24 protein-coding genes and 2 pseudogenes are annotated in these 23,833 nt (G+C 65.3%); 10 read left to right on the top strand and 16 right to left on the bottom strand.

Annotated elements, in window-relative coordinates:
* Positions 1-945: a ring-cleaving dioxygenase gene (locus tag MUG95_RS03470; protein WP_247009684.1), complete on the bottom strand. Its 945-nt coding sequence runs from the start codon at positions 943-945 to the stop codon at positions 1-3.
* Between the two features lie 181 nt (positions 946-1,126).
* On the opposite strand from MUG95_RS03470, the gene MUG95_RS03465 reads away from it, so the two are divergent.
* Positions 1,127-1,963, top strand: coding sequence for a bacteriorhodopsin (locus tag MUG95_RS03465; protein ID WP_247009683.1), 837 nt, complete (start codon positions 1,127-1,129; stop codon positions 1,961-1,963).
* 84 nt (positions 1,964-2,047) lie between these two features.
* Positions 2,048-2,290: a DUF7120 family protein gene (locus tag MUG95_RS03460; protein WP_247009682.1), complete on the top strand. Its 243-nt coding sequence runs from the start codon at positions 2,048-2,050 to the stop codon at positions 2,288-2,290.
* Positions 2,291-2,295: 5 nt separating this feature from the next.
* Here MUG95_RS03460 and MUG95_RS03455 read toward each other — a convergent pair whose 3' ends face one another.
* The 4 genes from MUG95_RS03455 to MUG95_RS03440 all read right to left on the bottom strand — a co-directional run bounded on the left by MUG95_RS03455 (position 2,296) and on the right by MUG95_RS03440 (position 7,379).
* A complete protein-coding gene (locus MUG95_RS03455) occupies positions 2,296-2,649 on the bottom strand; it encodes a hypothetical protein (RefSeq protein ID WP_247009681.1) in 354 nt (117 codons plus the stop codon).
* 45 nt (positions 2,650-2,694) lie between these two features.
* The gene (gene trmB / locus MUG95_RS03450; protein WP_247009680.1) at positions 2,695-3,753 is read right to left on the bottom strand and encodes an HTH-type sugar sensing transcriptional regulator TrmB; all 1,059 of its coding nucleotides are present in this window, start codon (positions 3,751-3,753) and stop codon (positions 2,695-2,697) included.
* 77 nt (positions 3,754-3,830) lie between these two features.
* A complete protein-coding gene (locus MUG95_RS03445) occupies positions 3,831-5,957 on the bottom strand; it encodes an N-6 DNA methylase (protein ID WP_247009679.1) in 2,127 nt (708 codons plus the stop codon).
* Positions 5,958-6,008: 51 nt separating this feature from the next.
* A complete protein-coding gene (locus tag MUG95_RS03440; protein WP_247009678.1) occupies positions 6,009-7,379 on the bottom strand; it encodes a coiled-coil domain-containing protein in 1,371 nt (456 codons plus the stop codon).
* A 240-nt stretch (positions 7,380-7,619) separates the two neighbouring features.
* Between MUG95_RS03440 and MUG95_RS03435 the strand changes: the two genes are divergently transcribed.
* Both MUG95_RS03435 and corA read left to right on the top strand, forming a co-directional pair.
* On the top strand, positions 7,620-7,790 hold the full coding sequence (locus MUG95_RS03435) for a hypothetical protein (protein ID WP_247009677.1): 171 nt from the start codon (positions 7,620-7,622) through the stop codon (positions 7,788-7,790).
* Positions 7,787-8,764, top strand: a complete 978-nt coding sequence (gene corA, locus MUG95_RS03430) for a magnesium/cobalt transporter CorA (protein ID WP_247009676.1) — start codon at positions 7,787-7,789, stop codon at positions 8,762-8,764. Before MUG95_RS03435 ends, corA begins: the two co-directional genes overlap by 4 nt.
* Here corA and MUG95_RS03425 read toward each other — a convergent pair.
* From MUG95_RS03425 to MUG95_RS17000, 10 genes and pseudogenes are all read right to left on the bottom strand, one after another.
* Positions 8,759-10,006, bottom strand: coding sequence for a tripartite tricarboxylate transporter permease (locus tag MUG95_RS03425; protein ID WP_247009675.1), 1,248 nt, complete (start codon positions 10,004-10,006; stop codon positions 8,759-8,761). The genes corA and MUG95_RS03425 overlap by 6 nt on opposite strands.
* Positions 10,007-10,039: 33 nt before the next feature.
* The gene (locus MUG95_RS03420) at positions 10,040-12,031 is read right to left on the bottom strand and encodes a sensor histidine kinase (protein WP_247009674.1); all 1,992 of its coding nucleotides are present in this window, start codon (positions 12,029-12,031) and stop codon (positions 10,040-10,042) included.
* Between the two features lie 172 nt (positions 12,032-12,203).
* Positions 12,204-12,557 carry a 50S ribosomal protein P1 gene (gene rpl12p, locus MUG95_RS03415; RefSeq protein WP_247009673.1) on the bottom strand — a complete coding sequence of 118 codons (354 nt, stop codon included), beginning with the start codon at positions 12,555-12,557 and terminating at the stop codon, positions 12,204-12,206.
* Between the two features lie 2 nt (positions 12,558-12,559).
* Positions 12,560-13,618 carry a 50S ribosomal protein L10 gene (locus MUG95_RS03410; protein ID WP_247009672.1) on the bottom strand — a complete coding sequence of 353 codons (1,059 nt, stop codon included), beginning with the start codon at positions 13,616-13,618 and terminating at the stop codon, positions 12,560-12,562.
* Positions 13,619-14,254 (bottom strand): 50S ribosomal protein L1, encoded by a 636-nt coding sequence (locus MUG95_RS03405; protein WP_247009671.1) that lies wholly within the window; start codon positions 14,252-14,254, stop codon positions 13,619-13,621. It abuts the gene before it with no gap.
* A gap of 132 nt (positions 14,255-14,386) precedes the next feature.
* Complete coding sequence (locus tag MUG95_RS03400) at positions 14,387-14,596, bottom strand: hypothetical protein (RefSeq protein WP_247009670.1); 210 nt, start codon at positions 14,594-14,596, stop codon at positions 14,387-14,389.
* A gap of 210 nt (positions 14,597-14,806) precedes the next feature.
* Positions 14,807-15,295, bottom strand: coding sequence for a 50S ribosomal protein L11 (locus MUG95_RS03395; protein ID WP_247009669.1), 489 nt, complete (start codon positions 15,293-15,295; stop codon positions 14,807-14,809).
* 116 nt (positions 15,296-15,411) lie between these two features.
* Positions 15,412-15,612, bottom strand: coding sequence for a VNG_1110C family protein (locus tag MUG95_RS03390; RefSeq protein WP_247009668.1), 201 nt, complete (start codon positions 15,610-15,612; stop codon positions 15,412-15,414).
* A 51-nt stretch (positions 15,613-15,663) separates the two neighbouring features.
* A complete protein-coding gene (locus MUG95_RS17005; protein ID WP_372608191.1) occupies positions 15,664-15,870 on the bottom strand; it encodes a TrkA C-terminal domain-containing protein in 207 nt (68 codons plus the stop codon).
* Positions 15,865-16,041 (bottom strand): annotated as a pseudogene (locus MUG95_RS17000) (amino acid transporter); the annotation flags it as partial. The gene MUG95_RS17005 and the pseudogene MUG95_RS17000, both read right to left, overlap by 6 nt.
* Positions 16,042-16,214: 173 nt before the next feature.
* On the opposite strand from MUG95_RS17000, the gene MUG95_RS03380 reads away from it, so the two are divergent.
* The 6 genes and pseudogenes from MUG95_RS03380 (at position 16,215) to artA (ending at position 23,041) form a co-directional block, all read left to right on the top strand.
* On the top strand, positions 16,215-17,327 hold the full coding sequence (locus tag MUG95_RS03380; RefSeq protein WP_247009666.1) for an OBG GTPase family GTP-binding protein: 1,113 nt from the start codon (positions 16,215-16,217) through the stop codon (positions 17,325-17,327).
* Between the two features lie 6 nt (positions 17,328-17,333).
* Complete coding sequence (locus MUG95_RS03375) at positions 17,334-17,786, top strand: TIGR04206 family protein (RefSeq protein ID WP_247009665.1); 453 nt, start codon at positions 17,334-17,336, stop codon at positions 17,784-17,786.
* A gap of 38 nt (positions 17,787-17,824) precedes the next feature.
* The gene (locus MUG95_RS03370) at positions 17,825-18,580 is read left to right on the top strand and encodes a VOC family protein (RefSeq protein WP_247009664.1); all 756 of its coding nucleotides are present in this window, start codon (positions 17,825-17,827) and stop codon (positions 18,578-18,580) included.
* A 299-nt stretch (positions 18,581-18,879) separates the two neighbouring features.
* Positions 18,880-19,003, top strand: a pseudogene (locus MUG95_RS17085) (surface glycoprotein); the annotation flags it as partial.
* Between the two features lie 68 nt (positions 19,004-19,071).
* Positions 19,072-21,951 carry a DUF7282 domain-containing protein gene (locus MUG95_RS03365; protein ID WP_247009663.1) on the top strand — a complete coding sequence of 960 codons (2,880 nt, stop codon included), beginning with the start codon at positions 19,072-19,074 and terminating at the stop codon, positions 21,949-21,951.
* 118 nt (positions 21,952-22,069) lie between these two features.
* Entirely contained in the window at positions 22,070-23,041 is a 972-nt protein-coding gene (artA, locus tag MUG95_RS03360; protein ID WP_247009662.1) for an archaeosortase A, read from the top strand.
* On the opposite strand, the gene dph5 is transcribed toward artA, so the two are convergent.
* A complete protein-coding gene (dph5, locus tag MUG95_RS03355) occupies positions 23,038-23,805 on the bottom strand; it encodes a diphthine synthase (protein ID WP_247009661.1) in 768 nt (255 codons plus the stop codon). The genes artA and dph5 overlap by 4 nt on opposite strands.
* Between the last annotated feature and the right edge of the window lie 28 nt (positions 23,806-23,833).

Genomic DNA, 23,833 nt, shown 5'->3' with positions numbered 1-23,833 from the left:
TCAGTTCACCTCCGTCGTCGCGGGCGTGTCGAGTGGTGGCAGCCGTGACTCGATGGTCTCGCGGTCCTCCGCCAGCCACGGCGGGAGTTTCAGGTCCGCTCCCAACGTCTCGACGCTCTCGTCGCGGGTGAAGCCCGGCGGGTCCGTCGCTATCTCGAACAGGATGCCGCCGGGTTCCCGGAAGTAGATGGACTGGAAGTACTGGCGGTCCTTCTGCTCGGTGACGCGGTGCCCCTCGCCGAGTAGCGTCTCGCGCCAGTCCATCTCCGTCTCGGCGTCAGTGGTGCGGAACGCGACGTGGTGGACGGTACCGACGCCCTCGACGCCGCGCGCGCCGTCGGGGCGGTCCAACACGTCCACGACGCCCGCCCGGTCGCCGGCCGTGAACCGCGTCCGGTCACCCTCGGTGCCGACGCGCTCGTAGCCGAACGTCGTCAGCACGTCGGCCGTCGCGGCCGGGTCGAGCGAATCGAGCGTCACGCCGTGGAAGCCGCGAATCGCGTTCGCCTCGGGGACCGGTCCGTCGCCGTATGGGTCGACGTCGCTCTCGCCGGTCACTAGCGCGAGCGGTTGGCCGTCACGGTCGGTGAACGGGAGGACCGTCTCGCCGAACCGCGTCTCGCGGTCGGCGACGGCGAGTCCCTCGCTCTCCAGTCGGTCGGTCCAGTAGTCGAGCGACCCGTCGGGGACGACGAACGCGGTTTCGCCGGTCTGTCCGCGCCCGACCTGTCCGTCCCGGCCGTTCTCGAACGGAAAGAAGGTCATGATGGTGCCGGGCGTCCCCACCTCGTCGCCGTAGTAGAGGTGATAGGTCGCCGGGTCGTCGAAGTTGACCGTCCGCTTGACGAAGCGGAGGCCGAGGACCTCCGTGTAGAACGCGACGTTCTCCTGTGGGTCGTTCGCAATCGCCGTCACGTGGTGCAATCCGGGAATAGCCTCTGGCATGATGAAATCGGCGCGGTTGCCGTAGGACATCCTACGAGACGGATACACATATGCTCCCGCTGACATCCGTGTCACCGGCTGACTCCGGCGTTACTCGCCGGAGCACCCTTGCGGGTTGGACAGTGCGTTTATGTATTAGCCTGTCGTAATCGCAGACGTTGCGTATAACGTACCAAAACTCATGCTCGACGTAGTCCCTACAACGACAGGTGTACTGCCCGATATTGTCCTGCAAACACAAGCGGACGCGTTCGAATTTATCAACGGCGACCCGCTCCTCGCGTCGTCGCTGTGGGTGAACATCGCCCTCGCGGGGTTCGCGATACTCCTGTTCGTGTACATGGGGCGAAACATCGAGTCGACGCGCGCGCAGTTGGTCTGGGTTGCGACGCTGCTCGTCCCGCTGGTATCGCTGTCTAGTTACTTGGCACTCACCTCGGGACTGACCGCCGGCTTCCTCGAGATGCCCGCCGGGCACGCGCTCGCGAACGAGCAAGTGTTCTCCCCGTGGGGTCGGTATCTCACGTGGACGTTCTCGACGCCGATGATACTGGTGGCGTTGGGCCTGCTGGCTGGTACCGACCGGGCGAAACTCGCGACGGCCGTCACGATGGACATCGGGATGTGTGTTACCGGCCTCGCCGCCGCGCTGACCACGTCCTCGTACCTGCTTCGCTGGGCGTTCTACGTCATCAGTTGCGCCTTCTTCGTCGCCGTCCTCTACGTGTTGCTGGTCGAGTGGCCGGCCGACGCCACGGCCGCCGGTACCGCCGACATCTTCAACACGCTCAAACTCCTGACCGTCGTCCTCTGGCTCGGCTACCCCATCCTGTGGGCACTCGGGTCCGAAGGGTTCGCGCTCCTAGACGTGGCGATAACGTCGTGGGGCTACTCCGGCCTCGACATCCTCGCGAAGTACGTCTTCGCGTTCCTCCTCCTGCGGTGGGTGGCCGCCAACGAGGGGACTGTCGCCGACACCACGACGGCGTCTACCGGTGCCGCCCCGGCGGACGACTGACGCTCTCCCCGTCTCCCCTACCATCACTCGCCGCACGAACGTGGCGACACAAGATTGAAACCGAACGATTCGGTACGTATATCCGTGCCAACTGTCGAAGTTTCACTTCCACAGGACGTACACGCGCAGTTCGAGCGATTGGTCGACGAGGAGTTCGTCACCGAGGAGGAGGCAGTCGAGGAGTTGTTGTCGGCCGGACTGGACGCCTACACGCGGGACACGGGCGACGACCGGGAGACGCCGGACATGGCCGACGAGTACGCGGACGACATGTGGGACACCGCCGAGGACCCGGCGGGCGGTGGCCCGGACGAGGACTACCTCTAACCCCGTCAGACCGGGGCTTCGAGTTCGGTCCCGCCGACGTACTCCCAGTCGTCCAAGTCGGCCGCCGCGACGACGGCGTCGATACGCTCGCCGCCCGCCGCCAGTGCCGCCTGCTCCCCGTCTTCGTCGACGACGACGGCGACAGTGGCGCGGACCGTCACCCGGTACGGGTCGAACGGGCCGTTCGGGTACTCGTACACCTCGACGGCCTCGGCCGATACCGACCGCAAGTCTTCGCCACTCGTCTCCCGGAGCGCGCCCGCGACGGCCGCTTCGGCGTCCGTCTTCGCCACGCCCTCCGTGGACGCCGACCCGGTCGACACCGCCTCGATAGTCCGACGTATCTCGTAGCCTGCCATGGTCGTTCCCTCGTATCCGGGCGTATATATACCTGTGGCGGGGGGTTAGGCGTCGAACGACGGGGGGCCGTCGGTCCCGACCAGTATCTCGTGGGCCTCCACGTCCTCCAGTGCGGCGACCTGCCCACCGACGGTCACGCGCCCGTCGTCGGTGTCGACGGTGAGCGCGGCCGTCTCGCGGTTCGGGTCGACCGACACGTCCGCCACCACACCCGAGAGGGTTCGAGGGTCGCCCGACGCCACGTCCCGGCCACGGATGGTCGCGTAGAACGGCCCGTCCGCGTCACGCAAGTCGTCGATACACCGGCGGATTGTCGCGTACCGCCGGGGGAACGTTGGAGGCGTGTCGGTCGTCGCCAGCGGCTCCGCACTCGACCAGACCACCGTGTTGAGAAAGCCCGAGACGAGAAAGCCCAGTTCCGAGCGGTTGAACACGACGCCGTAACTGTCGCCGTCCTCCCGGAGTGCCTCCCGCGTGGCGAACACGGAGTACGCCCCGTCCGCGACGGCGACGACGGGCGTGGTGACGCCCCGCCGTGCCCGGACGTGGGTGGCGACGCTCCCGTAGTCGAACTCCGCGGCGTCGGGCACGTCTCGGGCTGGCGAGAGGAGGAGTTCGGTCGTCACGCCGGCCGCCCGGTCGGCCCGCAGTCGGTCCTCGAACCGGGCCACGAGGTCGGGTGACAGCGAACAGACCAGTTCGTACTCGGCGGACTCGATGACGTCGCCGAGGTATCGGAGGACGGTCGACCGCGACGTGACGACCGAGACCGCTTCGGCGTCGCGGGCCGGTGTCGTGTACGTCGCGCGGAGGTCCGCGACGAGTTCGTCGAGCGAGGTGCGGACGCTCCCGAAGGCGTCCTCGGGGTCGACTGCGAGCACCTCCATCGGGCGGGACTCGCGCACCTCGACGAGGCCGTCGGCGGCGAGGCTCCGAACCGTGTCGTAGACCCGCGGCTGTGGGATGTCGGTCAGGTCAGCCAGTTCCGACGCCGTGAGACGCCCGTGTTCGAGGACGGTCAGGTACGCCTCGGTCTCGTACTCGCCGAGGTCGAACCGCGCACCGACGCGCGCCAACGCGTCCCGGAGGTCCTCGGATGCCATCACCGGACCGTGGCCCGGCTACCGCAAAGACCCTTTCATTCCGGGCATCGCCGAGTCCCGACACCCCGCCGGTTCGTCTACGTCTCCGCCAGCCAGTCTTCGACGAGACCGTCGATTGCCGCCTCGATGGCGTCGAGTGTCGCCGTGTCCCGTTCGGTGCCGTCGGCCGCGACGAGTTCGTGGGCTCGCATGGAGTAGTCCGCCAACTGCCGACTCGTCTCCGTGTCGGGCCACGCGGGTAAGGCGAGTTCCGAGACGACGGCCTTCGAGAGGCTGGCCTTCCCGTCGCTTGCCCGCCCGCGGAGCGTCCGGCGGTACGGTGCGGCGTTGAGCAGGGCACAGAGGAAGTGTGCCGTCTCCCGCGAGTCCGTCGCGACGAACATGTAGTGGTCGCCCGGAACGACCTGCTTCTCGCCCACGTCCGGGTCCGAGCGCGTCGTCACGACGGCGAACTCGGGCTTGAACCCGAGGCGACACCAGACGACGCGGTAGGGTGCCCACGTGTACTCACCCAGACCGAACACCGAGTAGAAGGGGCCACGGTCAAGCCACGACGACTGCCGGTCCAGCAGTGCCTCGCGGTGGTCCCGCAGGTAGTCGTACGTCGCGGGATACGTCTCCCGGAGCGTCGCCTCGTTGTCCTCGCCCGCCCGTCGCTGAGGCACCAACCGCAGGTCGTGTCCGCTCGTTCCCCACCGCCGGATGTGCCGGGACTGCAGGTACGGGTACACCAGTTCCTCGTCCACTCGCGGGAGGGTCCCCCGGTCGATGCCGAACACCGCCGTGGCGTCGTCTTTCAGCCCGTGTCTGATGTCGTGGGCGCACTCGCCCATCGCGGCGCGTTCGGCGTCGGCCCGAACCCACGCGGTCGTCGGGTCGTCGGGGTCCGTCGGTACGAGTTCCGTCTCGGTCGCCGACGCACTCGCCCGGAATGCCGTCCCGGACTCGTAGTTCGGGGTCCCCACTCCGGGGGTCCAGACTGTCGTCCCTACGGGAAACGACGGGTCACGGTCGGCACGGAACGCGTAGACGGCGGCGTTCGCGCCCACGCCGAACGGGTCGAGTGCCGCGAAATCGTGGACGCCCGTGAGCGCGAGCGACCGGTCACCGACCCGTAACTGCCGCAGGACGGCACCCGCCGGGCCGCGCATGGCGTCGCGCTTGAGGACGAACCCTGCCCGGCCGCCCGGCCGGAGATACCGGTGGATGCAGGTCCACGCGTACGGGACGGCCACGTCGTCGTTGCTGTGCCCCAGCCGTGCCGTCGCCCCCTCGTGCGGTTGCAGTCCCAACTCGTCGACGTACCGGTCGCGCCATCGCCGCTTGTGGCGGTCCGACAGCCGCTCCCACGGAACCCACGGTGGATTTCCCACGAGGGTATCGAACTCCATGTCGACCGGTTCGCCGTCCACCCGTATCTCGCTCTCGCTGGTCAGTCCGAGCGCGTCGGCCAAGTAGACTGGCAGTGCCACCGTGTCGACGCTGGTCAGCGAGTCGAACAGGGCACACCCGTAGGCGAGTTTCGTGCTCTTGACCGCGACGGGGTTCACGTCGATACCGGCGATACGCTCCGTCGCCGCCCGCACTCGCTCTCTCGGGTCCTCGGGGAGTGAGTCACGCCGGGCGTCGAGGGCCGCAGTCAGGAACACACCGGCCCCACACCCCGGGTCGAGGACCGTCGCGTCGGCCGCCGGGTCGACGGCCGCCACCGTCAGGTCGGCGACGGCACGCGGCGTGTAGTACTCGCCGAGTGCCAGCCGCCGCGCGGGGTCGACGGCCCGTTCGTAGAGGGCTCGGAGGTCGCCGGGCGTCAGCGACCGGAGGTCGGCCGGAGAGACGGCTGCACGGACACGCTCCCGTCCGTCCTCGGGAGCGAGTATCCGGTCGTGGAGGTCCCCGAACGCCACGTCGAGGGTATCGGTGTTCGCGCGCGGGTCCCGGTTGGTGATGGTCGCCCCCGTGGCGGCCTCCAGTGCGTCGAGCAGTCCGTCGAAGAGGAAATCGGCCGACAGTGATTCCACGAACAGCCGGTCGACCGTGTTGGAACCTTCGAGGGAATCGAACACGTCACCGTGGCTCGTCCGGACGAACGACGCCCACGAGTCGCGGGCCGCCGCGACCGTCTCGTCGGAGGCGAGAGCGTCGTGGGCGGCATCGGCGTAGTGTTCCACGAGCGCGCCGTCGATGTCGAGGGCGGGACACATTCGGCTGGTGCGACGTAGATATCCCGCGGTAAAATAACCCGTCGACCCGCGTCAGTCGTCGGCGTCCGACTCGACGTCGCCGACGAACTCGAAACCGCTCTCGTCGATGCGTCGGTCGACGTGCTCGATTTCGCCGCGTAGTGCCTCGATGTCTGCCTGTAACTCTGCCACCGAGTCGGGTCTGAGTTCGCGCGCGACGGCCACGACGGCTTGAAGATGGTCGATTGCGGCCGCGTACGCCTCGCGGGCGTCGCCACAACGGCTGGCCTCCCGGTGTGCGTCACCCCGCTCCCGGGCCCGCTCTGCCAGCGTTCGCCGAGTCATCTCTATTTCGTTGACGATGCGGGCGATGGTCGACCGGATGTCCTCCCGGTCGCCGACGAAGCGCGTCTCCTCGGCCCCCCAATCGAGGACGAGTGTGGTCTGGTACTTCTCCAGTGCCTCCTCCAAGAGGTCGGCGGCGAGCGTCGGGTCCTCGACAGCGGTGGCTCGCTCGTACGCCTGCTCGGCCCGCCGGAGGGGCGACTCGGCGAGTTGGTCGAGTTTGTCGGTGATGTCCTCGATGTCGGCTTCGATTTCGGCCGCGTCGGCGAACGCGTGGTCGGGGGCGGCCTCCAGCGCGCTCTCGTACTGGTCGCGCGCCGCGAGGTAACTCTCGTAGGCTTGGTTGTACTGCTCTCGCCGCCACTGTCGCTCTGCCTTCCGTGTGAGATGCTGGCCCCGAGCGCGGTTTGCCTCCAACGAGGTGGCATCCAGCCGTTCACGCGCGGCCCGAACTCGCTCCCAGATGGCGTCGTCCCGCTCCGTCGTGAGTTGGGCAGCCACGTTCCGTGCCTCGTCGACGTGTGTCTCCGCTTGGTCGAGTGCCTCCCGTGCGCGCTCGTGGTCGTTGGCGTCGATGGCCTCGTTCGCGTCCACGAACCACTTGCGAGCGTACCCCAGTTGTCGCTCGGCGCGCGACCAGACGACCGCCGCGCGTTCCAGATACTCGGTGGCCGGTTCGATGTCGACTGTCGCCCGGACGTAGAATCGCCAGCGGACGCCCTCCGTCGACCACACGTCGAGGTGTTTGGTCAACATCCCGCTGTCGCTCTTTACGTCCTCCATCTCGGCATAGGTGACCGAGAACACCTCGTCCCCGCCAGTGCCACTCCCTCCCACGACGAACAGGACACGCGTGTCGGTGACGGCCGCGATGGCCTGGTACCCGTCGCCCGGCGCGTACACCGTCGCCCTGTCCTCCGTCTCTCGTCTGACCCCCTTCTTTTTGTTCGACAATAGGAAGGCAACCCGCTCCTCCTCGTCGAGATACTCGATGAGTGGACGGTCACGCAGGTACCCGCTGGTGAACAGGCCGCCACTGCCCGTTCCCGTCAGCAACTCTTCGTCGGCGATTGCATCGTCGTCGTAGGAGGCGAGCATACTGGGTCTTATATCGGCTATAATGCTGATTTGTATTCAGTCATGCGCTCGATACTATAATTGAATCTAATTAAATTAACCACAGAATAGAAGAAATGAATTGGCGATAGGCACTCCAGTCCCGGCCGTTCTCCGGGACGGCAGGCAGTCGAGTCGCGACCCGGGCGGCCCGGTCGGGTGTGCGGCCCTCGGATTGCCGGTGCGGCGAACGTTTTTGCGTCTGGCGGGTGCGTGACGGGTATGAACCGCGAACTGGTTGCCGGTGTCGTCACACTGGTCGCGGGACTCGTCGGCTACGTGGTCGGTACTGCCGTCTCCTACCCCGGTCGGGCGTTCTCGGTGACGGCGGTCATGGTCGGCCTGTTGCTCGTCGCCACCGGCCGTGTCTCTCACGACGGTGACCCGACGTGATTTCGGCCGTCGCCTACGGTGCCGACGGCGTCACCGAGTACGACGATATCGCGACGGCCCGCGACGCCGCCGGGACGACGTGGGTGCGGGCCAGCGACGCCTCCGCCGCGGACTTGCGCACCGTTGCCGACGCCTTCGACATCCACCAGCTGGTCGTCGAGAACGTCCGCGACGGCGTCCGACCGAAAACCGAAGAGTACGCCGACCACACCTTCACGCTCATCAAGACTGCCGAACTCGCGGGTGGTGACCAGATATTCGCCGAGGAGGTCATCGACGAGACGGTCGGTATCTGCTTCGGGGACGACTGGGTGCTGACGATGACGACGGTTCCCGACACACCCGTCGAGCGCGTCTGGCGGGCCGTGGTCTCCGGCGACGAGCGACTGCTCCAGCGTGGCCCCGACTTCACCGCGTACCGCGTCATGGACGTGGTCGTCGACGAGTACTTCGACCTGCTCGACCGACTCGAAGACCAGATAGAACGCATCGAGGAAGCGGTGACCGTCTCGACGGACATCGAGACGCTCGACGCCATCAACTCGCTCCGGCGTGACCTGCTCGCGTTCCGCAAACTCGTCTGGCCCTGTCGGGGTGCGGTCGATATCCTCGCCCGCGGCGACCCGGAGTACGTCCAGCCAGCCAGCGAGAAGTACTTCAGGAACTTGTACGACCATCTCGTCCAAATCGTCGACCTCACCGAGACGTACCGCGACCTCACCGTGGGGACGCGGGACATCTACCTCAACACCGTCTCTCAGTCCACGAACGAGGTGATGAAGGTGCTGACGGTCATCGCAACCGTGTTCCTCCCGCTGACCTTCGTCGTCGGCGTCTACGGAATGAACTTCACCGGCGGCCCGTACAACATGCCCGAACTCGGCTGGGAGTACGGCTACCCGGCCGTCATGGTCGGGATGGCGCTGCTCGGCGTCGGGATGCTCGCCTACTTCCGCCGCCGAGGATACTTATAGGCCAGTACTCAGCGGGACGAGCAGTACGCCCATCAGGTTCACCCGTCTGGCACCGAACCGCTGGGGAACGAGGCCGACCACCCCGGCGACGCCGTACACCGCGATGCCGAGCGGTCCGGCGAACACGAACGACACGCCCGCCAAGAGACAGAGGACCGCAACCGAGAGGGCGGTGTAGTCCACGCGGCCCACGACACGGAGGTAGCGGTCGCCGAGGACCACGACGAGGACGAACCCGACTGCCGCCGCGAACGCGACACTGGCGAGCAACAGCGGGAGTGCCATCGGGACACCCGCCGCTTCGGCGGCGACGAGGACGCCGGTCCGAGGCGACCCCAGTGCATGGAGTGCGAACAGCGCGAAAATCGTGTTCGCCGTGTTGACGCCGCTGGTCGTGACGACGAATCCGCGCGCACCGTAGCGATACGGGACGGCGAGCAACGCGCCCGTCCCGGCGACGCCGCTGGAGACGCCGGGGACGAACCCGACGAGCGCGCCAGAGACGGTCCCCAACAGCGACAGTCCGCCGACGGCGGACCGGGAGAGTGCGACCGTCGCGTCGTCCTGCGCCGGGACGCCACCACCCCCGAGTGCCTCCACCAACACCGGCGCGCCGAACAACCCCGCGAACAGCGGTGCCAACATTCCGCCAGCGTCGACCAATCCCGACGGATTCGAGTCGAGCGTGACCAGTCCCAACGCGCCGCTCGCGACGAGACCGACTGCCGCGCCGACCTTCGCCCGGTAGGTCCCTTCGGTCGTGACCAGCAGGACGCAGACGCCGGCCAGCACCGCCGGGAGGTGTGCCCGAACCGTCGGGTAGACGGCGGTGACGAGTTCGGTTATCGGCACCGCGAGCGGTACCGCGAGGACGACGGCCAGTCCGCTCCCGAGTGCCGACAGCCTGAGTGCTTCCCGGCCGCGGCCAGCCAGCACCAACTCGTGACCGGGGAGGGAACTGGCGGCCATCGCCGGGTCGGGGACCCCGAGTGCCAGCGCGGGCACGACGTCGAGGAAGGTGTGGACCGTCCCGGCGGCGAGCATGGCCGCGCCGACGAGTCGCGGCGGCCCGGGTACTGCCGCCACACCGGCCGCCAGCAACAGTGCCATGTTGTTCGCGTGCAGGCCCGGCACGAGGCCCGAAACGGTGCCGAGGAGGACCCCCCCGCAGACGAACCCGAGTGCGAGCGCGGCCGCTTCCGGCGCGACAGCCACGCGCGTCCCGAGGACACTCCACCCCATCGTGCCGGGGTGGTCCCGGCATCCGACTTGAACTTACGGCTCGAACGCATCCCTCGTGGACGACGCGGACTCTTGGGTGTGCCCGACCGTCTCACCGGGTGGTTCGACGCCGGCGAACTCGAAGCGTGCCCCTCCGTCCACACTCTCAGTCACCGAGACGGTCCAGCCGTGTGCCCGTGCGATGTCGTCGACGATTGCGAGGCCGAGACCGGTCCCGTCGCCGCTGGTCGTGTAGCCCTGCTCAAGGACGTCGTCGCGCTTGTCTTCGGGAATGCCGTCACCATCGTCCGCGACGTAGAACCCGTCGCCGGTGTCCCCGACGGTTACGGTCACGCCGTCGGCCGCCGGTACCGACGCCTCCTCCGTCGCCCCGTCTTCAGTTTTCCTCGGCTCTGACTCGCCGTCCGCAGCGTGTTCGACGGTGTCGCCAGCACTCGACGAGTGCCGACTGCCCGTCGAGCCATGCTCGACACTGTTTCGAAACAGGTTCTCGAAGACGTTGAGCAGTCGGTCCCGGTCGGCCCCGACTGTGCGGTCTGTCTCCACGACGAGTGTCGACCCGTCGGTCCCGACGTTCTCCCACGCCTCGGCCGCGAGACCGGCGAGTTCGACCGACTCCGTCTCCGTGATTGCCTTCCCCTGTCGGGCCAACTCCAGCGCGTCGTCGATGATGTCGCCCATCCGTTCGTGTGCCTCGACGATACGCGCCACGTGTTCGGAGTCTACTTCGTCGGTCGTCTCCACCTCGGCGGCGAGCAGTTCCGCGTGTCCGCTGGCGACGTTCAGGGGATTCCGGAGGTCGTGAGAGACGATGCTCGCGAACTGGTCGAGTTGTTCGTTCTGATGTTCGAGTTGTTGGCTCCGCTGTTCGAGGTCCGTCGTCCGTTGCTGGAGCGTCCGCTCGCGCTCGCGCAGTTGCTCCTCACGGCGTTTCTGGTCGGTGATGTCGTGTATGAGGACCACCCGTCCAGTGGCGTCGTCGCCGTCAGTCACCGCAGAGACGCTCACGTCGTAACACCGTTTTCCCCCGTCCGTGTCGACCCACAACTCGTCGCGTAGGTCGTCTACCTGTAAGTCGTTCCGGAGTGCCACGACGAGCGTCCCCTCCTTGCGGATGGCGTCGAAGTCCACCACCGTGGAAATCCGCTGGCCGACCGGTCGGTCGACGCCCAGTATCTCCTTTGCCGTCGTGTTGATGTCGACGACGACGCCGTCGGTGTCGAGAACGATGACGCCGTTGTCGATCTCCTCGACGATGAAATCACGGGCCATGACGACTACGCCCCCGAAGCGGGTACTCACGGCCGAAAGGAGCCGTTCGAGCGGAATCGCCCGAACGAACCGCACGTTCGCCGTCGTCAGAAGCGCGATGGACCCGAACGCGAGGAACGTGAGCGGCAACAGCGTGAAGTGTGGAAACGGACTCAGCCCGACGAAACTCGCCACGTTCGCCAACCACATCACACCGAACGACACCAGCAGGATGAAGCTCAACTTCCGGTAGACGTTGCGTGACCGACGGAACTTCTCGAACAACATTCCGATACACGCGAGGATAATTACCCACGAGAGAACGATCAGAGCGGTCGAGGCCGGTCGCCACTCGAACGAGGCCACGGTGTACTGACCGTGGTCCACGAGCCGCACGTTCGCGTAGTAGAGGCCGTGGTAACTGTTCGTCGTCGCACTGGCAGCACTCACCGCCGGGAGGAGTAACAGTCCAGCCAGCGTCCGACGGGTCACCCAGTGATTCCGGCCCGTGTAGTGGAGGGTGAACCCGAGAAGGCTAATCGGGAGAAACAGCAACAGCGGTAACCCGACCACGAGAATCCGCTCTTTGGTCGGGAGCGATACCGCCGAGACGGTGAGGAGGTGAACGCTAGCCCACACTGCCATCGACAACTCGATGGCGACGAACCACCGCTCCGCCGCACTCTCACTCTTTCGCCACGTCAACGCGGCCCCAGCCACGCCCAACAGCACGACGAGGGCCAACGGCACGGTGTAGGGCGTCGACTGGAGCATGCGTCTCTACCGCACGATTGAATGCCACACTCCGTAAACTATGCCCATTGGTATCATATCTGATTCCAAAACGGGCCGTTGCGAGTGTAAAGCACACGGATTCACGCCAGTACCGCGACGCCGCCGTCGCTGTCGCCCCGTGGCGCGTACAAATAATGGGAGAGGTGTGGCGTCAGCCGAACAGTTCGCCGAGGCCTTCGCCGCCGTCGCCTTCGTCCTCGTCGTCGCCGCCTTCGTCGGCCTCTGCTTCGTCGCCGCCTTCGTCCTCGTCGTCGCCGCCTTCGTCGGCCTCTTCGAGTTCGCCTTCGGCCTCGCCACCAGCGGATGCGGCCGCGCCGCCCGCGGGGACGGCCGCGGCCTCCGCCACGGCGTCCTCGATGTCGATGTCCTCGAGTGCCGCGACGAGGGCCTTGACGCGGGACTCCTCCACGTCGACGCCCGCGGCGTCGAGAACGTCGGTCAGGTTGTCTTCGTTGATTTCGGTGCCAGTCTCGTTCAGGATGAGTGCTGCGTAAACGTATTCCATTGTTAGTCTCCGAACATGTCTCCGAGGGCGTCGCCACCGTCGCCGCCGTCGTCCTCGTCGGCGTCGCTCTCCTCGGCGTCGTCGGCGTCGCTCTCCTCGGCGTCGTCCGCGTCGTCTTCGTCAGTCTGTTCCTCGTCACCCGCTGCCGGTTCCGCGTCCGGTTCGGGTGTCTCGACTCCCTGCAACTCTTCGGGGAGTGCGTCGGGGTCGTCTATCTGCGCCGCGAGTGCCCGCACCTGTCCGTCGGCCTTGCTCAGGAGGTCGGGCATGACTGCCTCGTCCTCGATTGCGGCCTGTAGGGCGACGGACTTGGCCTCGCCGCTGGCCTTGGCCAGCAGTGTCGGGGCCGTCGCCGTCGTCGGGTAGGCGGCGTTGACCGAGAGGTTCCGGGCCTGTCCGGCGGCCGCCCGGATGTCGGCCTCGTAGGCCTCGACATCGAGTTCGAGTTCCTCGGGCTCGAACAGCACGCCGTCCGCGAAGACGGCCTGCAGGTCGAGTCCGACCTCTTTGGGTTCGATACCGAGTTCGCTGAGGACGCCAGCGAGCTGGTCGTCCACCACGCCGCCCGCTTCGAGCACCGTCGAGTCTTCGAGGACGACGATGGAGCCGTCCTGAATGCGGGCGTCCGCACCGACGGCTTGCAGTTCACCGACGAACTGTCCGGGGTCCATCCCGGTGTCGCCCTCGGGGATGACGATGTCGTTGGGCGCGACTTCGCCGTCGTTGATGGGGGCCGACGTCTTGGACTCTTCGAGCTGCTGGTACAGCGAGAACGGGTTCGCGTCCGTCCCGATGAGTCCGACCTGCCCGCCGATGTACTCGGTCAGGTCTTCGAGGCCCTCGTCGACTTCGTCGAGTGCCCGCGTCATGAGCGTGTTCCGGCTCACGCGCAGTTCGGCCGTCCCGTGGAGGTTCCGGCGCATCGCCTGTAGCTGTCGGCTCGGAATGCCAGCGATGGCGACGATACCCACGGAGTCGTAGGATTCGAGCGTGTCGACGAGGTCGTCGACCTCCTCCTGTTTCCACTGCGGAATCGTCTCGGTCTTACGTTCTGCGCTCATTTACGCGACCTCCACTGCGGGACCCATCGTGGTCTTGACGAACACCGAGTCGATGTTGAGCGGTCCCTTCTCCAACTCGGCGTGCAGCCGCCGGACGATGACGTCGATGTTGTCCGCGATGGCTTCGGCGTCCATGTCCTCCGCGCCGACGCGCGTGTGGAACGTCCGCCGCTCCTTGCTGCGGAGCTGCACTGTGTTTTTCATGCGTTCGACGACTTCGACCACGTCGTCGTCGGGGTCGAGCGGGGTCGGCATCTTCCCGCGCGGGCCGAGGACCGTCCCGAGGTAGCGACCGATGTCCTGCATCATGTTCTGCTCCGCGATGAAGAAGTCGGTCTCGTCGGCGAGGTCCTTGGCCTCGTCGTCGTCGCCCAGTTCTTCGAGTTCGTTCCCGTCGAGCACGTCGTCGGCAACGTCCTCTGCGCGGATGGCTGTCTCACCCTCCGCGAAGACGACGATGCTCGTCTCTTGGCCCGTGCCTTCGGGGAGAACGACACCCGTATCGACACGGTTCGACGGGTCGTTCAAATCGAGGTCGCGCAGGTTGATAGCGAGGTCGACCGTCTCACGGAAGTTCCGTGGCGGTGCCTCCTCTAGTGCGCGAGTTACCGCTTGCTCTATGTCCTGATCTGCCATTGTTCACCTCCGTAGTACGCCAATGGCTCCTACGGATTAGTGAAACAGGCGAGGCCTGTCTCGTCCGGTGGGAGGCCAGTCTGACACTTAAAACCGTCGAACCGCCCAGAGAGGCGGGCCACTTGCCGTCCGTCACTTACCACCGACAGCGCTGTAACCCAGCCCCGCTACGACGATGAAAACGAACGTCAGTCCCCCAGTTACTGCCGCCTGTGTCAACAACCCGTCGACCGTTCCGAACGCAATCAGCGCGGCCGTCCCGCCCGACACACCGCCGATGACGGCACGGCGACTCCCCGACTCGATTCGTGCCCGCTGCAAGAGTCCCTGGATGGCAGACATTGTTGTCATGTACGCATTTGTGGGCACAAAATAACCGGGAACGATGGCGTTCGGTTTCGTTACCAGTCGTCGGCTACCGGCGTCGACACCACGACGCAGGAAAACGGTGCTTCTTCTGTACGACCGTCCGCGGACTACGCGGTCGCTTCGGCCGCGAACACACCGCAAAACCCATCATGTTCGTTTTGCGAGTGTTTGCCTCGAAGCGACCTACGCGGTCGCTTCGTCGGCGAACACGTCGTCGTACTCGCCCTCGTCGACGCGCTCCTTGAACTCGCGGGGGTTGTTCCCCTCGATGGTGACGCCGAGCGAGGTGCAGGTGCCGACGACTTCCTTCGCGGCGTTCTTGAGGTCGTAGGAGAGCAGGTCCGGGTGCTTCTGCTCGGCGATCTGCTTGACCTGCTCGGCCGTGAGGTCGGCGACGAAGTTCTCCTGGGGTTCGCCGCTTCCCGTCTCGAATCCGGCCTCGTCCTTGACGAGTTCGGCCGTCGGCGGGACGCCGACCTCTATCTCGAAGGAGCCGTCGTCCTCGTACTCGACGGTGACGGGGACCTCCGTCCCGTCGAAGGCGGCGGTCTGGTCGTTGATATCCTCGACAACTGCCTGTACGTCCACGGGCGTCGGCCCGAGTTCGGGGCCGAGCGGCGGGCCGGGGTTGGCCTGCCCGCCGGGGACGAGTACCTCGATGGTTCCAGCCATGTTTCACCAAACGAAGCGGCGCGGATTTAAGAATTGCTTTCCCGGCCGGCCCGTGTCTCTCCCCCACACGGTCCGCGAGGACGCCGTAACCGCCCGGGACGGCGTCTGCGCGGCGACTACTGTACCGAGATGCCGTTGCGGGCGAGGAACTCGCTCGCGTCCTTTATCTCGACCGGACTCCCGACGATTCGCACCTCGGACTCGTCGGTCAGAATGGTGAGCGTGAACCGCTCTTCGAGGTCGTTCCGGAGGTCGCCCAGCACGCTCTCCGGAAGCAGAATCTGCGTGCTGTCGCGTAGCATCGCCGCGCTTGTCATCGTTCTTTGTCAGGGCATCTCGTCGTATAGGTGTGTCGGAACCCGGTAGCGTCACCCACGAAAGAGGTTCATTACCTCCTCGGTGACGGCCGGTTCTACCGCGACGACGTACCGCTTGCCCGGGTCGAGCGTCGTGTCCGGCCGGGCGATACGGTTTCCGTCGTCGCCGGAGACGACGAGTGACCCGGCGGGCAGGGCGATGTCCGCGAGTCGTTTGTTCGCGGCGGGCGCGCCGTCGGCGACGCGTATCTCGAACACTTCGAGGTCACCGACGACGTCGGCGATGGTCTGTACGGCACCGCCGACGACTTCGGCCGCAAGCCCCGTGAGAACGAAGATTCCGGCACCGATCATCGCCCCCATTCCGATCATCGTAGCGTCCAGCAGGCCGAGCGTGGCCTCGGGGGTACGCTCGCCGTGGCTACTCACGCCGACCCCTCCAATTCACCGAACGGGACTCCTGACCGCGCCGTCCATTGACCGGTCCGAGCATGCACCGGTGATTGTCAGACTCGTCTTAAAATTCCTCGCCCGGCATCGGTTTCGGTGCCGACCGAGGGCAACGAAAGCGTTTTTGAGTGCCGATGGCCGACTATCCGGTAATGGGGCTTGAGGAGGAAATCCGTGAGATAGAGGAGGAAATCGCCGAGACGCCCTACAACAAGTCAACCGAGGCACACATCGGCCGCCTGAAGTCGAAACTCGCACAGAAGAAGGAGAAACTCGAACAGCAACAGTCCTCGGGCTCTAGCGGCCCGGGCTACGCCGTCGAGAAACACGGCGACGCCACCGTCGCCCTCGTCGGGTTCCCGAGCGTCGGCAAGTCCACGCTCCTCAACGCCCTCACCAACGCCGACAGCGAAGTCGGGGAGTACGAGTTCACGACGCTGGACGTGAACCCCGGAATGTTGCAGTACAACGGCGCGAACATCCAGATACTCGACGTGCCGGGCCTCATCGAGGGGGCCGCCGAGGGGCGCGGTGACGGACAGGCCGTCCTCTCCGTCGTCCGGACCGCAGACCTCGTCGTCTTCATGCTCGACGTGTTCGAGATAGACCAGTACGCGCGCCTGCGCGAGGAGCTGTACCGCAACAAGGTCCGCGTCGACACCGAACCGCCCCGCATCTCCATCCGCCGAAAGGGGAAAGACGGACTCTCCGTGACTGCGAGCGTCGACCTCGATTTGGACGAGGGGACTATCAAGGAGGTACTCCGGGAGAACGGCTTCGTCAACGCGGACGTGACCATCGGCGAGCAGGTGGATATCGACCGTCTCATCGACGGCGTGATGGACAACCGGGAGTACCTCCCCTCCATCGTCGCCGTCAACAAGGCCGACCTCATCGACCCGGACTACCTCCCGACGGTCGAAGAGAACCTCCGTGACCACGACATCGACCCCGACGAGGCGGTGTTCATCAGTGCCGAGGAGGAGAAAGGGCTGGACGCGCTGAAGGCGGAACTCTGGGACGCCCTCGGCCTCATCCGTGTCTACATGGACAAGCCGGGCCGGGGCGTCGACTACGACGAACCGCTGGTACTCCGCCGGGGCGACACCGTCGGAGACGCTTGCCGGAAACTCGGGGGCGAGTTCGAGGACCGCTTCCGCTTCGCCCGCGTCTCCGGCCCGAGTGCCAAACACGACGAACAGCAGGTCGGGACTGACCACGAACTGGCCGACGAGGACGTGCTCCGCATCGTCCGGCGGAAGTAACTGACAGTGACCGCCACGCGCCATCGCCTCCTCGTGTTCGCCGGCCTCGCCGTCCTCCCGTGGACCGTCGTGGTCACCGGGGGCGCGCCGACGCTGTTTTTCACCGTCGGCTTCCTCAACCTCGACCCGTTCGCGCTGACGACCATCACGGACTACTACTTCGCGTTCACCGAGGGCCTGCCGGGGTTCCTGAACGCCTACGGCATCGGGGTCGGTCTCTTCGTGCTTGCAGTCGGGAGTGCTGCCACGGGGCTGTTCGGCCGGGAGGACGAGCGCGTGACGGCCGCGCTTCTCGTTCTCGCCGGAATCAGTCAGGCTACCTTCGCCCTCGGGTTCCTCCGGCGGCCGGGCGTCGTCGCGTTCCCCGTCGGGACTGTCTTCCTCTGGGGGGCCGTCTGGTGGTACTACTGGCCCCCGTTCCGGGCACTCCTGACCGGTGCTGGCGGCGACCCGTCCTGAGCGGTATTCTTTTCGGACCGCCACCCCTGTCTCCGGACATGCGAGGGACGCTCGACCACACGATGATGCGCGTCGAGGACTTGGACGCCACACTGGCGTGGTACCAGTCTCACTTCGACTACGAGGAGTACGGCCGCTGGGAAGCCGACACCTTCACGAACGTCTTCCTCGGGCCGCCGGACAAACACGACGAGGGGGCACTCCTCGAACTGACGTACAACCACGACGGGCGAAGCTACGACTTCGGCGACGCGTGGGGGCACATCGCCGTGCGCGTGCGCGATGTGTATGAAACGTACGAGCAACTACTCGACGAGGGCGTCTCGGACTACCGCGACCCGGACTCCTGTGGCGGGAGTTACGCGTTCGTGCGGGACCCGGACGGCCACGAGATAGAACTGGTCGAACGTGACCACGGCGCGCGGTTCAGCCTCGACCACACGATGCTCCGCGTCGAGGATGCCGACGCCGCAATCGGCTGGTTCGTCCGGAAACTCGACTACGACCTCTTCCGGCGCGAGGAGTTCGATGACTTCGCGCTGTACTTCCTCAAGCCCGGCGACGACCCCGCCGAGACGATGTCGGTCGAACTGACGTACAACTACGACGGACGGACGTACGACATCGGGGACGCGTGGGGGCACGTCGCGGTCAGAGCCGACGACTTGCAGGCCGACTGGGAGACGCTCGTGACCCGACACGCCGCGGATTACCGTGACCCGGCGAGTTGCGGGAACCGCTACGCGTTCACCAAAACCGCCGACGGACACGAAGTCGAACTCGTGACGAACTGACGCGAACCGGCACGTCCCACGCGTGTCAGACGCCTGTTAGCCGACGGGCGGACGCGCTCGTACGTGCGGCCGAAAATACCGGTATAGCGGTCTGACGGGTTGATTTCCGACCATGTGGGTTGATGTCATCCTCCGGACCCGACCACAAAGCATTTATAACGAGCGATGTTCCTTTTCATCGTACCCCTACCCATGGTGACAGTAGCGAGTACAGCCGGTCGGTCTCCGCGCGGAACGGTGCAGTCCGTGGCCGACCCGTTGGAAAGGTGCTTGAACCGCCCGAATACCAACAATAAACTATGACAGGAACACGAGATAAACTTCGCAGTCTGTTCCTCGTGACGCTGATGGTCGGCTCGGTTTTCGCCGGCACCATCGCGTTCACAGGGACGGCCGCTGCGGCTGCCAACGTGTCGTATCAGGTTGGTCCTCCGACCGACGCTGACGAGCACTTGACAGGAACAACAGGCGTACAGTATAGGATTGGCGGCGTGGTTGAAGATGGCGGTGACGTCTCTGAGACCGTCATCACCATCGAAGAGGCTGACGTTGAGGGCGCGACGATTTCGAGCGTCACCAACGTCCCGACCTCTGTGATCAATAATGCGGACGTCACCTTCATCGACGACGAGATCGAGATCAACTACGATGGAACCATCACTGTCCCGGACAACACGGACGTGACGGCGACCATCACCGGTGTGGAGAACCCCGACGACGCGGGTACCTACGAACTCTCGATCGAGCACTTCGACGACGAGGGTAACACTGTCGACGAGATCGCAAGCGAGCGATACAAGGTCGGCGACCTGAACCTCGAGAACCGTCGCTTCTGGCAGGGTCAAACGATCTACGCCAAGGACGACGCCACACAAACGCTCGAACTGTTCGAGGTTACCCGAGATGACGGTGGTGCCCGTCAGATTCTCTCGAACGACTTCATCTCACAGACAAACTTCGACGAGAACAGCAACGCGCTGATCAACACCGACAATCTCGAAGGCGAGTACGCACTCGCCGACAGTGGTCAGAACCCGACAGACGGGCTTCCGACTGCGCAGACCGGTGGTGGCCTCGCTCCGAACACCGCCTCTACCATTGATGGCGGTGACACGTTCACCGTCTCCGTTCAGAGTCTGAGCGCGACCTTCGACGAGGAGGAGATTGAGACAGGTGACAACGTGGACCTCGACTTTGAGTCGAACCGGAACGACTTCGATGTCACCATCACGTCGGAGCAGCTTGACTCCGGCGACCTCGCAAGCATCTTCAGTACGGACAAGGCTGTTACCGAGGACGAGGACGACGACGAGATCGAGTTCACCGTCAGTGGTGACCAGATCGCAACGGGCGACTTCACGGACATCGACCCTGGCGAGTACACGCTCGATATCGAAGTCTCCGACACGGCAGCGTCCACTAGCGCGTCCATCAACGTCGTCGAAGACGACGACGCAACAGCGACCATCGCCCAGGGCGGCATCGCGACCGCCGCCAAGGGTGACATTGCACAGTTCCCGATTGAACTGGAAGACACTGACGAGGCACGCGTCAACATCGGTTACAACGAAGTTGGGTTCAACCTCACGGCCGACATAGAGGACGGTGACGGCGACGGTGTCGTCACGCCGCAGCTCAACCTCTACACGCTCGGTGCGTATCCGGACCCGGATACTACGGCAGGTTTCACCCAGTCTGACGCGATCAACGCGATGCAGGAATCCGTCGATGTCGACGACAGTTCTGACGAATTCGACATCGTCAACATCAACCCTAACGCAGGGCCGATCGACGACCCGCCACTCGACGCTGCAGCGTACGACATCAACGTCACCCACGACGGTGACGAGATCGGTGTCGGTACGCTCCAGATTACCGAGACTTCGGTCAACGATGTTCGGACTTGGACCGCACCCGAAGAGGAGTTCGGCGAGTTCGACCAAGACGAAGTTGAGGAACTGTACAACGCCGTCGACGAGGGTCTCATCACGCAGTCCGACTCCGTCGCCCAAGAGGACGTGATGGTCGTCGAATTCCAGACGACGAGCGTCTTCGGTGCCATCGAAGCTGAGGAGGAGGCAGCCGATGTCGACTCCGACGACTTCGCAACGGCATTCGTCAACTTGCTTAACGGCACCAGTAACCGGGCAAGCTTCAACTTCGGTTCGGCCAACCAGCGTCTGACCGAAGAGGACTACGAAATCTGGATCGAGCAATCGAATCCGGACGCGAACCGGAACCCGAAGGTTGTCGACTTCGCATCGACGAACGACGCCGATGCGATGCAGGTCGTTCCGGACCAGCGTAACGGCTCGCTGTACGTCCTGATAGACACCGACCAGGCCGTGCTCGAACGCGTCCCGACGGACGATTACGACGAGTACGCAGCTGGCTTCCAGACCAGTGGTAGCGGTAACGCAGAGTTCGACGATGGGGAAACCTACACCGCGAACTTCTTCATCTCAGAGCGTGACCGAGGCGGTTCCGACTTCGTCGTCGGTGACCCGCTCTCGGCCACTGGTGATGTGAGTGTTGTGGACAAGTCGCTCAGCTACGACACGGACGACACCGGAACCATCCGCGTCGACGCTGCGGCGGACCAGGTCATCTCCGGAACCACTACCGTGGCTCCCGGTACTGAGCTGAACCTCCGCATCCGCTCGACCGGTACCAGTCCGTTCCTCGAGAGCCCGACGGCCATCGTTCAGTCCGACGGCTCGTTCAACGCGACGGTCGACTTCTCGGACCGTGCCCCGAACACGACGTTCGAGGCAACGGCCCGTGACTTCGACGACGACGACACCGAGACGCCCGGCGTCATCGGCGATGCCGCGACCGCAGCGGTCGGCTTCGCTGACCAGACCGTCGAGGACGGCACGGTGACCGTCAGTACGGCGACGCTCTCCGAGGGTGGCTTCATCGTCATCCACGACTCGTCGCTCCTCGAAGGGAACGTCGCAGGCAGCGTCATCGGTAACTCCGACTACCTCGAATCCGGCGAGAACGACAACGTTGTCGTCGAACTGGACGAGGAACCGGAGGAAGACACGACGCTCATCGCCATGGCTCACCTCGACACCAACGGGAACGAGGAATACGACTTCCCGGACGCCGACGGTCCGTACACGACCTCGGCCGGTGACGCCGTCACCGACACGGCCAACATCACGGCCGACACCGGTGGCGACATGACCGAGACTGAGATGGATACCGAGACCGAGATGGACACCGAGACCGAGGCTCCTGACACGGAGACCGAAGAGCCCGAGACCGAGACGACCACGTCGTCCGAAGGTCCCGGCTTCACGGCCGTGCTCGCAGTCCTCGCGATGCTCGGTGCCGCACTGCTGGCGGCCCGCCGTCGCAGCTAAGGTCTGAACTACCGGAGTCTTCTCCGGCCGCTCGAACACACCTTTCTTTCGACGCTTCCCGGTGAGTGCCGACAGTAACGACAAAGCATATACTGCTCATTCGCATACCACCTGACAGATGCTGGAGACCGTCCTCGGTGTACTCGCGTGGCTCACGCGCTTTTCGGACCCGCTCGCGTGGCTCGTCCTCGGCACCTTCACCGTCGGGTCCCTGCTTGAGTGGTACGACGTCGACCGCTCGTGGGCACGACGGATAACCGTCGCCGGATGGGTGCTGTTCGCCGTCTTCTGGTTCACGCTCATCTACCACTTCGCGTTCGTCCAGAAGAGTATCGTCGAGGGCATCGGGACGCTCGTCGCCGTCCCGGCGGCACTGTACGCCGGCTACTTACTCACGAGGGGCCGGGACACGCTGTTCGTCCTCTCGCGGGCCGTCGCCGTGATGGGCTTGGTGTACCTCCCGTTCGAGACGATAGTGGTCCTCCGCCAGTTCGTCATCGAGATGGTGACTCGACAGACCGAAGTCGTGATGTCGCTGCTCGGCTTCGAGCCGGCGGTCGTCAACAGCGCGACCGTCTCGCCGGAGAAGTACGACCCGTTCCGAGCGACCTTCAAGTTCTATCCCGAACCGAACCACGCGATAACGTACACTATCGTCACCGCGTGTACGGGTATCGGGAGCATGGCGATTTTCGCCGGGCTGGTCACCGCCGTCGACGCACCGCTCGGCCGGAAGCTCCGTGCCTTTGCCGTCTCGATACCGATTATCTACGCCCTGAACATCGTCCGAAACGTGTTTATCGGCATCTCCTTCGGCTACCAGTACATGGACCTCTTCCCGAACGCAGTAATGACCGTGTTCGCCACGGACGACCCGTACATGGTCTCGTACTTCATCGCCGACCGCATCCTCGCACAGGGGCTGTCGGTCGTCGCCCTCGTAGGTATCACGTGGCTCGTCGTCCGGGAACTCCCGGAGGTGCTGGTAGTGGTCGAGGACTTGCTGTTCATGCTGACGGGGACGGAGTACGACTTAGAGCGTGCGCTCGGGGCCGAACAGGTCCGTGCCGACGGCGAGGGCGACGGTTAGGCGAGGCGGTCGGCCGGTGCCTCCGCGAGTTCCACGAGTGCCTCGCGTTCGAGGACGTGGAGACTCCCGGGCACGACGAGCAAGTGGAGCGGCGGGCCGAACAACTCGGTTGCGAGCGTCGAGAGCGTCTCCGCGCGGACGGTCGGGTCCGGGCTTCCGGCCTGACAGACGGCGACGGCGAGCGTGTTCGGGAACTCCTCGGCGAGCATCGCCGCGGCGGTGTCGGCGGTCATGTAGTCGTCGTCAGCGGCTTTGATGTCGAGGTAGACGAGGGTGTGGAGGTCACGGCTCCGGTTGTCCCGTATCGTCGCCACGACGCTGTCGGGGACGCCCTCGCCGCCGTGGGCGCGCTCGAACGGGAGCGTCGTCGCCTTCCCGAATCGGTAGTTCTGGAGGCCGGTGAGCGAACTCGCGGCGGTCTGTGCGGTCGTTCCGTGGACCACCCGCGTCTCGATGCCCCGGTCGTGGGCACGCATGCGGAGGTCGACGTGTGTCGTCGAAATCATCGTATCGCCGGCGGTGAGAAAGACGGCGTCGCCGGACTCGGCGGCGTCGAGAATCGGACCGGGGTTTCTCTCGATACCGTCGCGGTCGCGGACCTCGATGTCGACCCCATGATGCGATTCGAGGGCGTCGACCGAGGTCCCCGCGAGTTTACTGGTGTAGAACTCCGCGAACACGCGGTCGGCGGCCCGCAGTGCCTCCTGTCCGGCCACCGTGACGGAGCGTTCGTCGTACAGCCCCAGACCGACGAAAGTGAGCATACGGCCAGTCGGTCGGCGGTGCGGTTAA

This window comes from Halorientalis litorea (genome assembly GCF_023028225.1).
In the GTDB taxonomy this organism is placed as follows: Archaea; Halobacteriota; Halobacteria; order Halobacteriales; family Haloarculaceae; genus Halorientalis; species Halorientalis litorea.
This window is presented reverse-complemented; position numbering and strand designations above follow the sequence as displayed.

Coding starts and splice junctions, on each gene's coding strand:
- artA (WP_247009662.1), top strand. CDS start 22,070: ATGCTGGAGACCGTCCTCGGTGTACTCGCGTGGCTCACGCGCTTTTCG.
- dph5 (WP_247009661.1), bottom strand. CDS start 23,805: ATGCTCACTTTCGTCGGTCTGGGGCTGTACGACGAACGCTCCGTCACG.
- MUG95_RS03405 (WP_247009671.1), bottom strand. CDS start 14,254: ATGGCAGATCAGGACATAGAGCAAGCGGTAACTCGCGCACTAGAGGAG.
- MUG95_RS03470 (WP_247009684.1), bottom strand. CDS start 945: ATGCCAGAGGCTATTCCCGGATTGCACCACGTGACGGCGATTGCGAAC.
- MUG95_RS03395 (WP_247009669.1), bottom strand. CDS start 15,295: ATGGCTGGAACCATCGAGGTACTCGTCCCCGGCGGGCAGGCCAACCCC.
- trmB (WP_247009680.1), bottom strand. CDS start 3,753: ATGGCATCCGAGGACCTCCGGGACGCGTTGGCGCGCGTCGGTGCGCGG.
- MUG95_RS03370 (WP_247009664.1), top strand. CDS start 17,825: ATGCGAGGGACGCTCGACCACACGATGATGCGCGTCGAGGACTTGGAC.
- MUG95_RS03465 (WP_247009683.1), top strand. CDS start 1,127: ATGCTCGACGTAGTCCCTACAACGACAGGTGTACTGCCCGATATTGTC.
- MUG95_RS03390 (WP_247009668.1), bottom strand. CDS start 15,612: ATGACAAGCGCGGCGATGCTACGCGACAGCACGCAGATTCTGCTTCCG.
- rpl12p (WP_247009673.1), bottom strand. CDS start 12,557: ATGGAATACGTTTACGCAGCACTCATCCTGAACGAGACTGGCACCGAA.
- MUG95_RS03440 (WP_247009678.1), bottom strand. CDS start 7,379: ATGCTCGCCTCCTACGACGACGATGCAATCGCCGACGAAGAGTTGCTG.
- MUG95_RS03400 (WP_247009670.1), bottom strand. CDS start 14,596: ATGTCTGCCATCCAGGGACTCTTGCAGCGGGCACGAATCGAGTCGGGG.
- MUG95_RS03425 (WP_247009675.1), bottom strand. CDS start 10,006: ATGGGGTGGAGTGTCCTCGGGACGCGCGTGGCTGTCGCGCCGGAAGCG.
- MUG95_RS03410 (WP_247009672.1), bottom strand. CDS start 13,618: ATGAGCGCAGAACGTAAGACCGAGACGATTCCGCAGTGGAAACAGGAG.
- MUG95_RS03380 (WP_247009666.1), top strand. CDS start 16,215: ATGGGGCTTGAGGAGGAAATCCGTGAGATAGAGGAGGAAATCGCCGAG.
- MUG95_RS03455 (WP_247009681.1), bottom strand. CDS start 2,649: ATGGCAGGCTACGAGATACGTCGGACTATCGAGGCGGTGTCGACCGGG.
- MUG95_RS03435 (WP_247009677.1), top strand. CDS start 7,620: ATGAACCGCGAACTGGTTGCCGGTGTCGTCACACTGGTCGCGGGACTC.
- MUG95_RS03445 (WP_247009679.1), bottom strand. CDS start 5,957: ATGTGTCCCGCCCTCGACATCGACGGCGCGCTCGTGGAACACTACGCC.
- MUG95_RS03420 (WP_247009674.1), bottom strand. CDS start 12,031: ATGCTCCAGTCGACGCCCTACACCGTGCCGTTGGCCCTCGTCGTGCTG.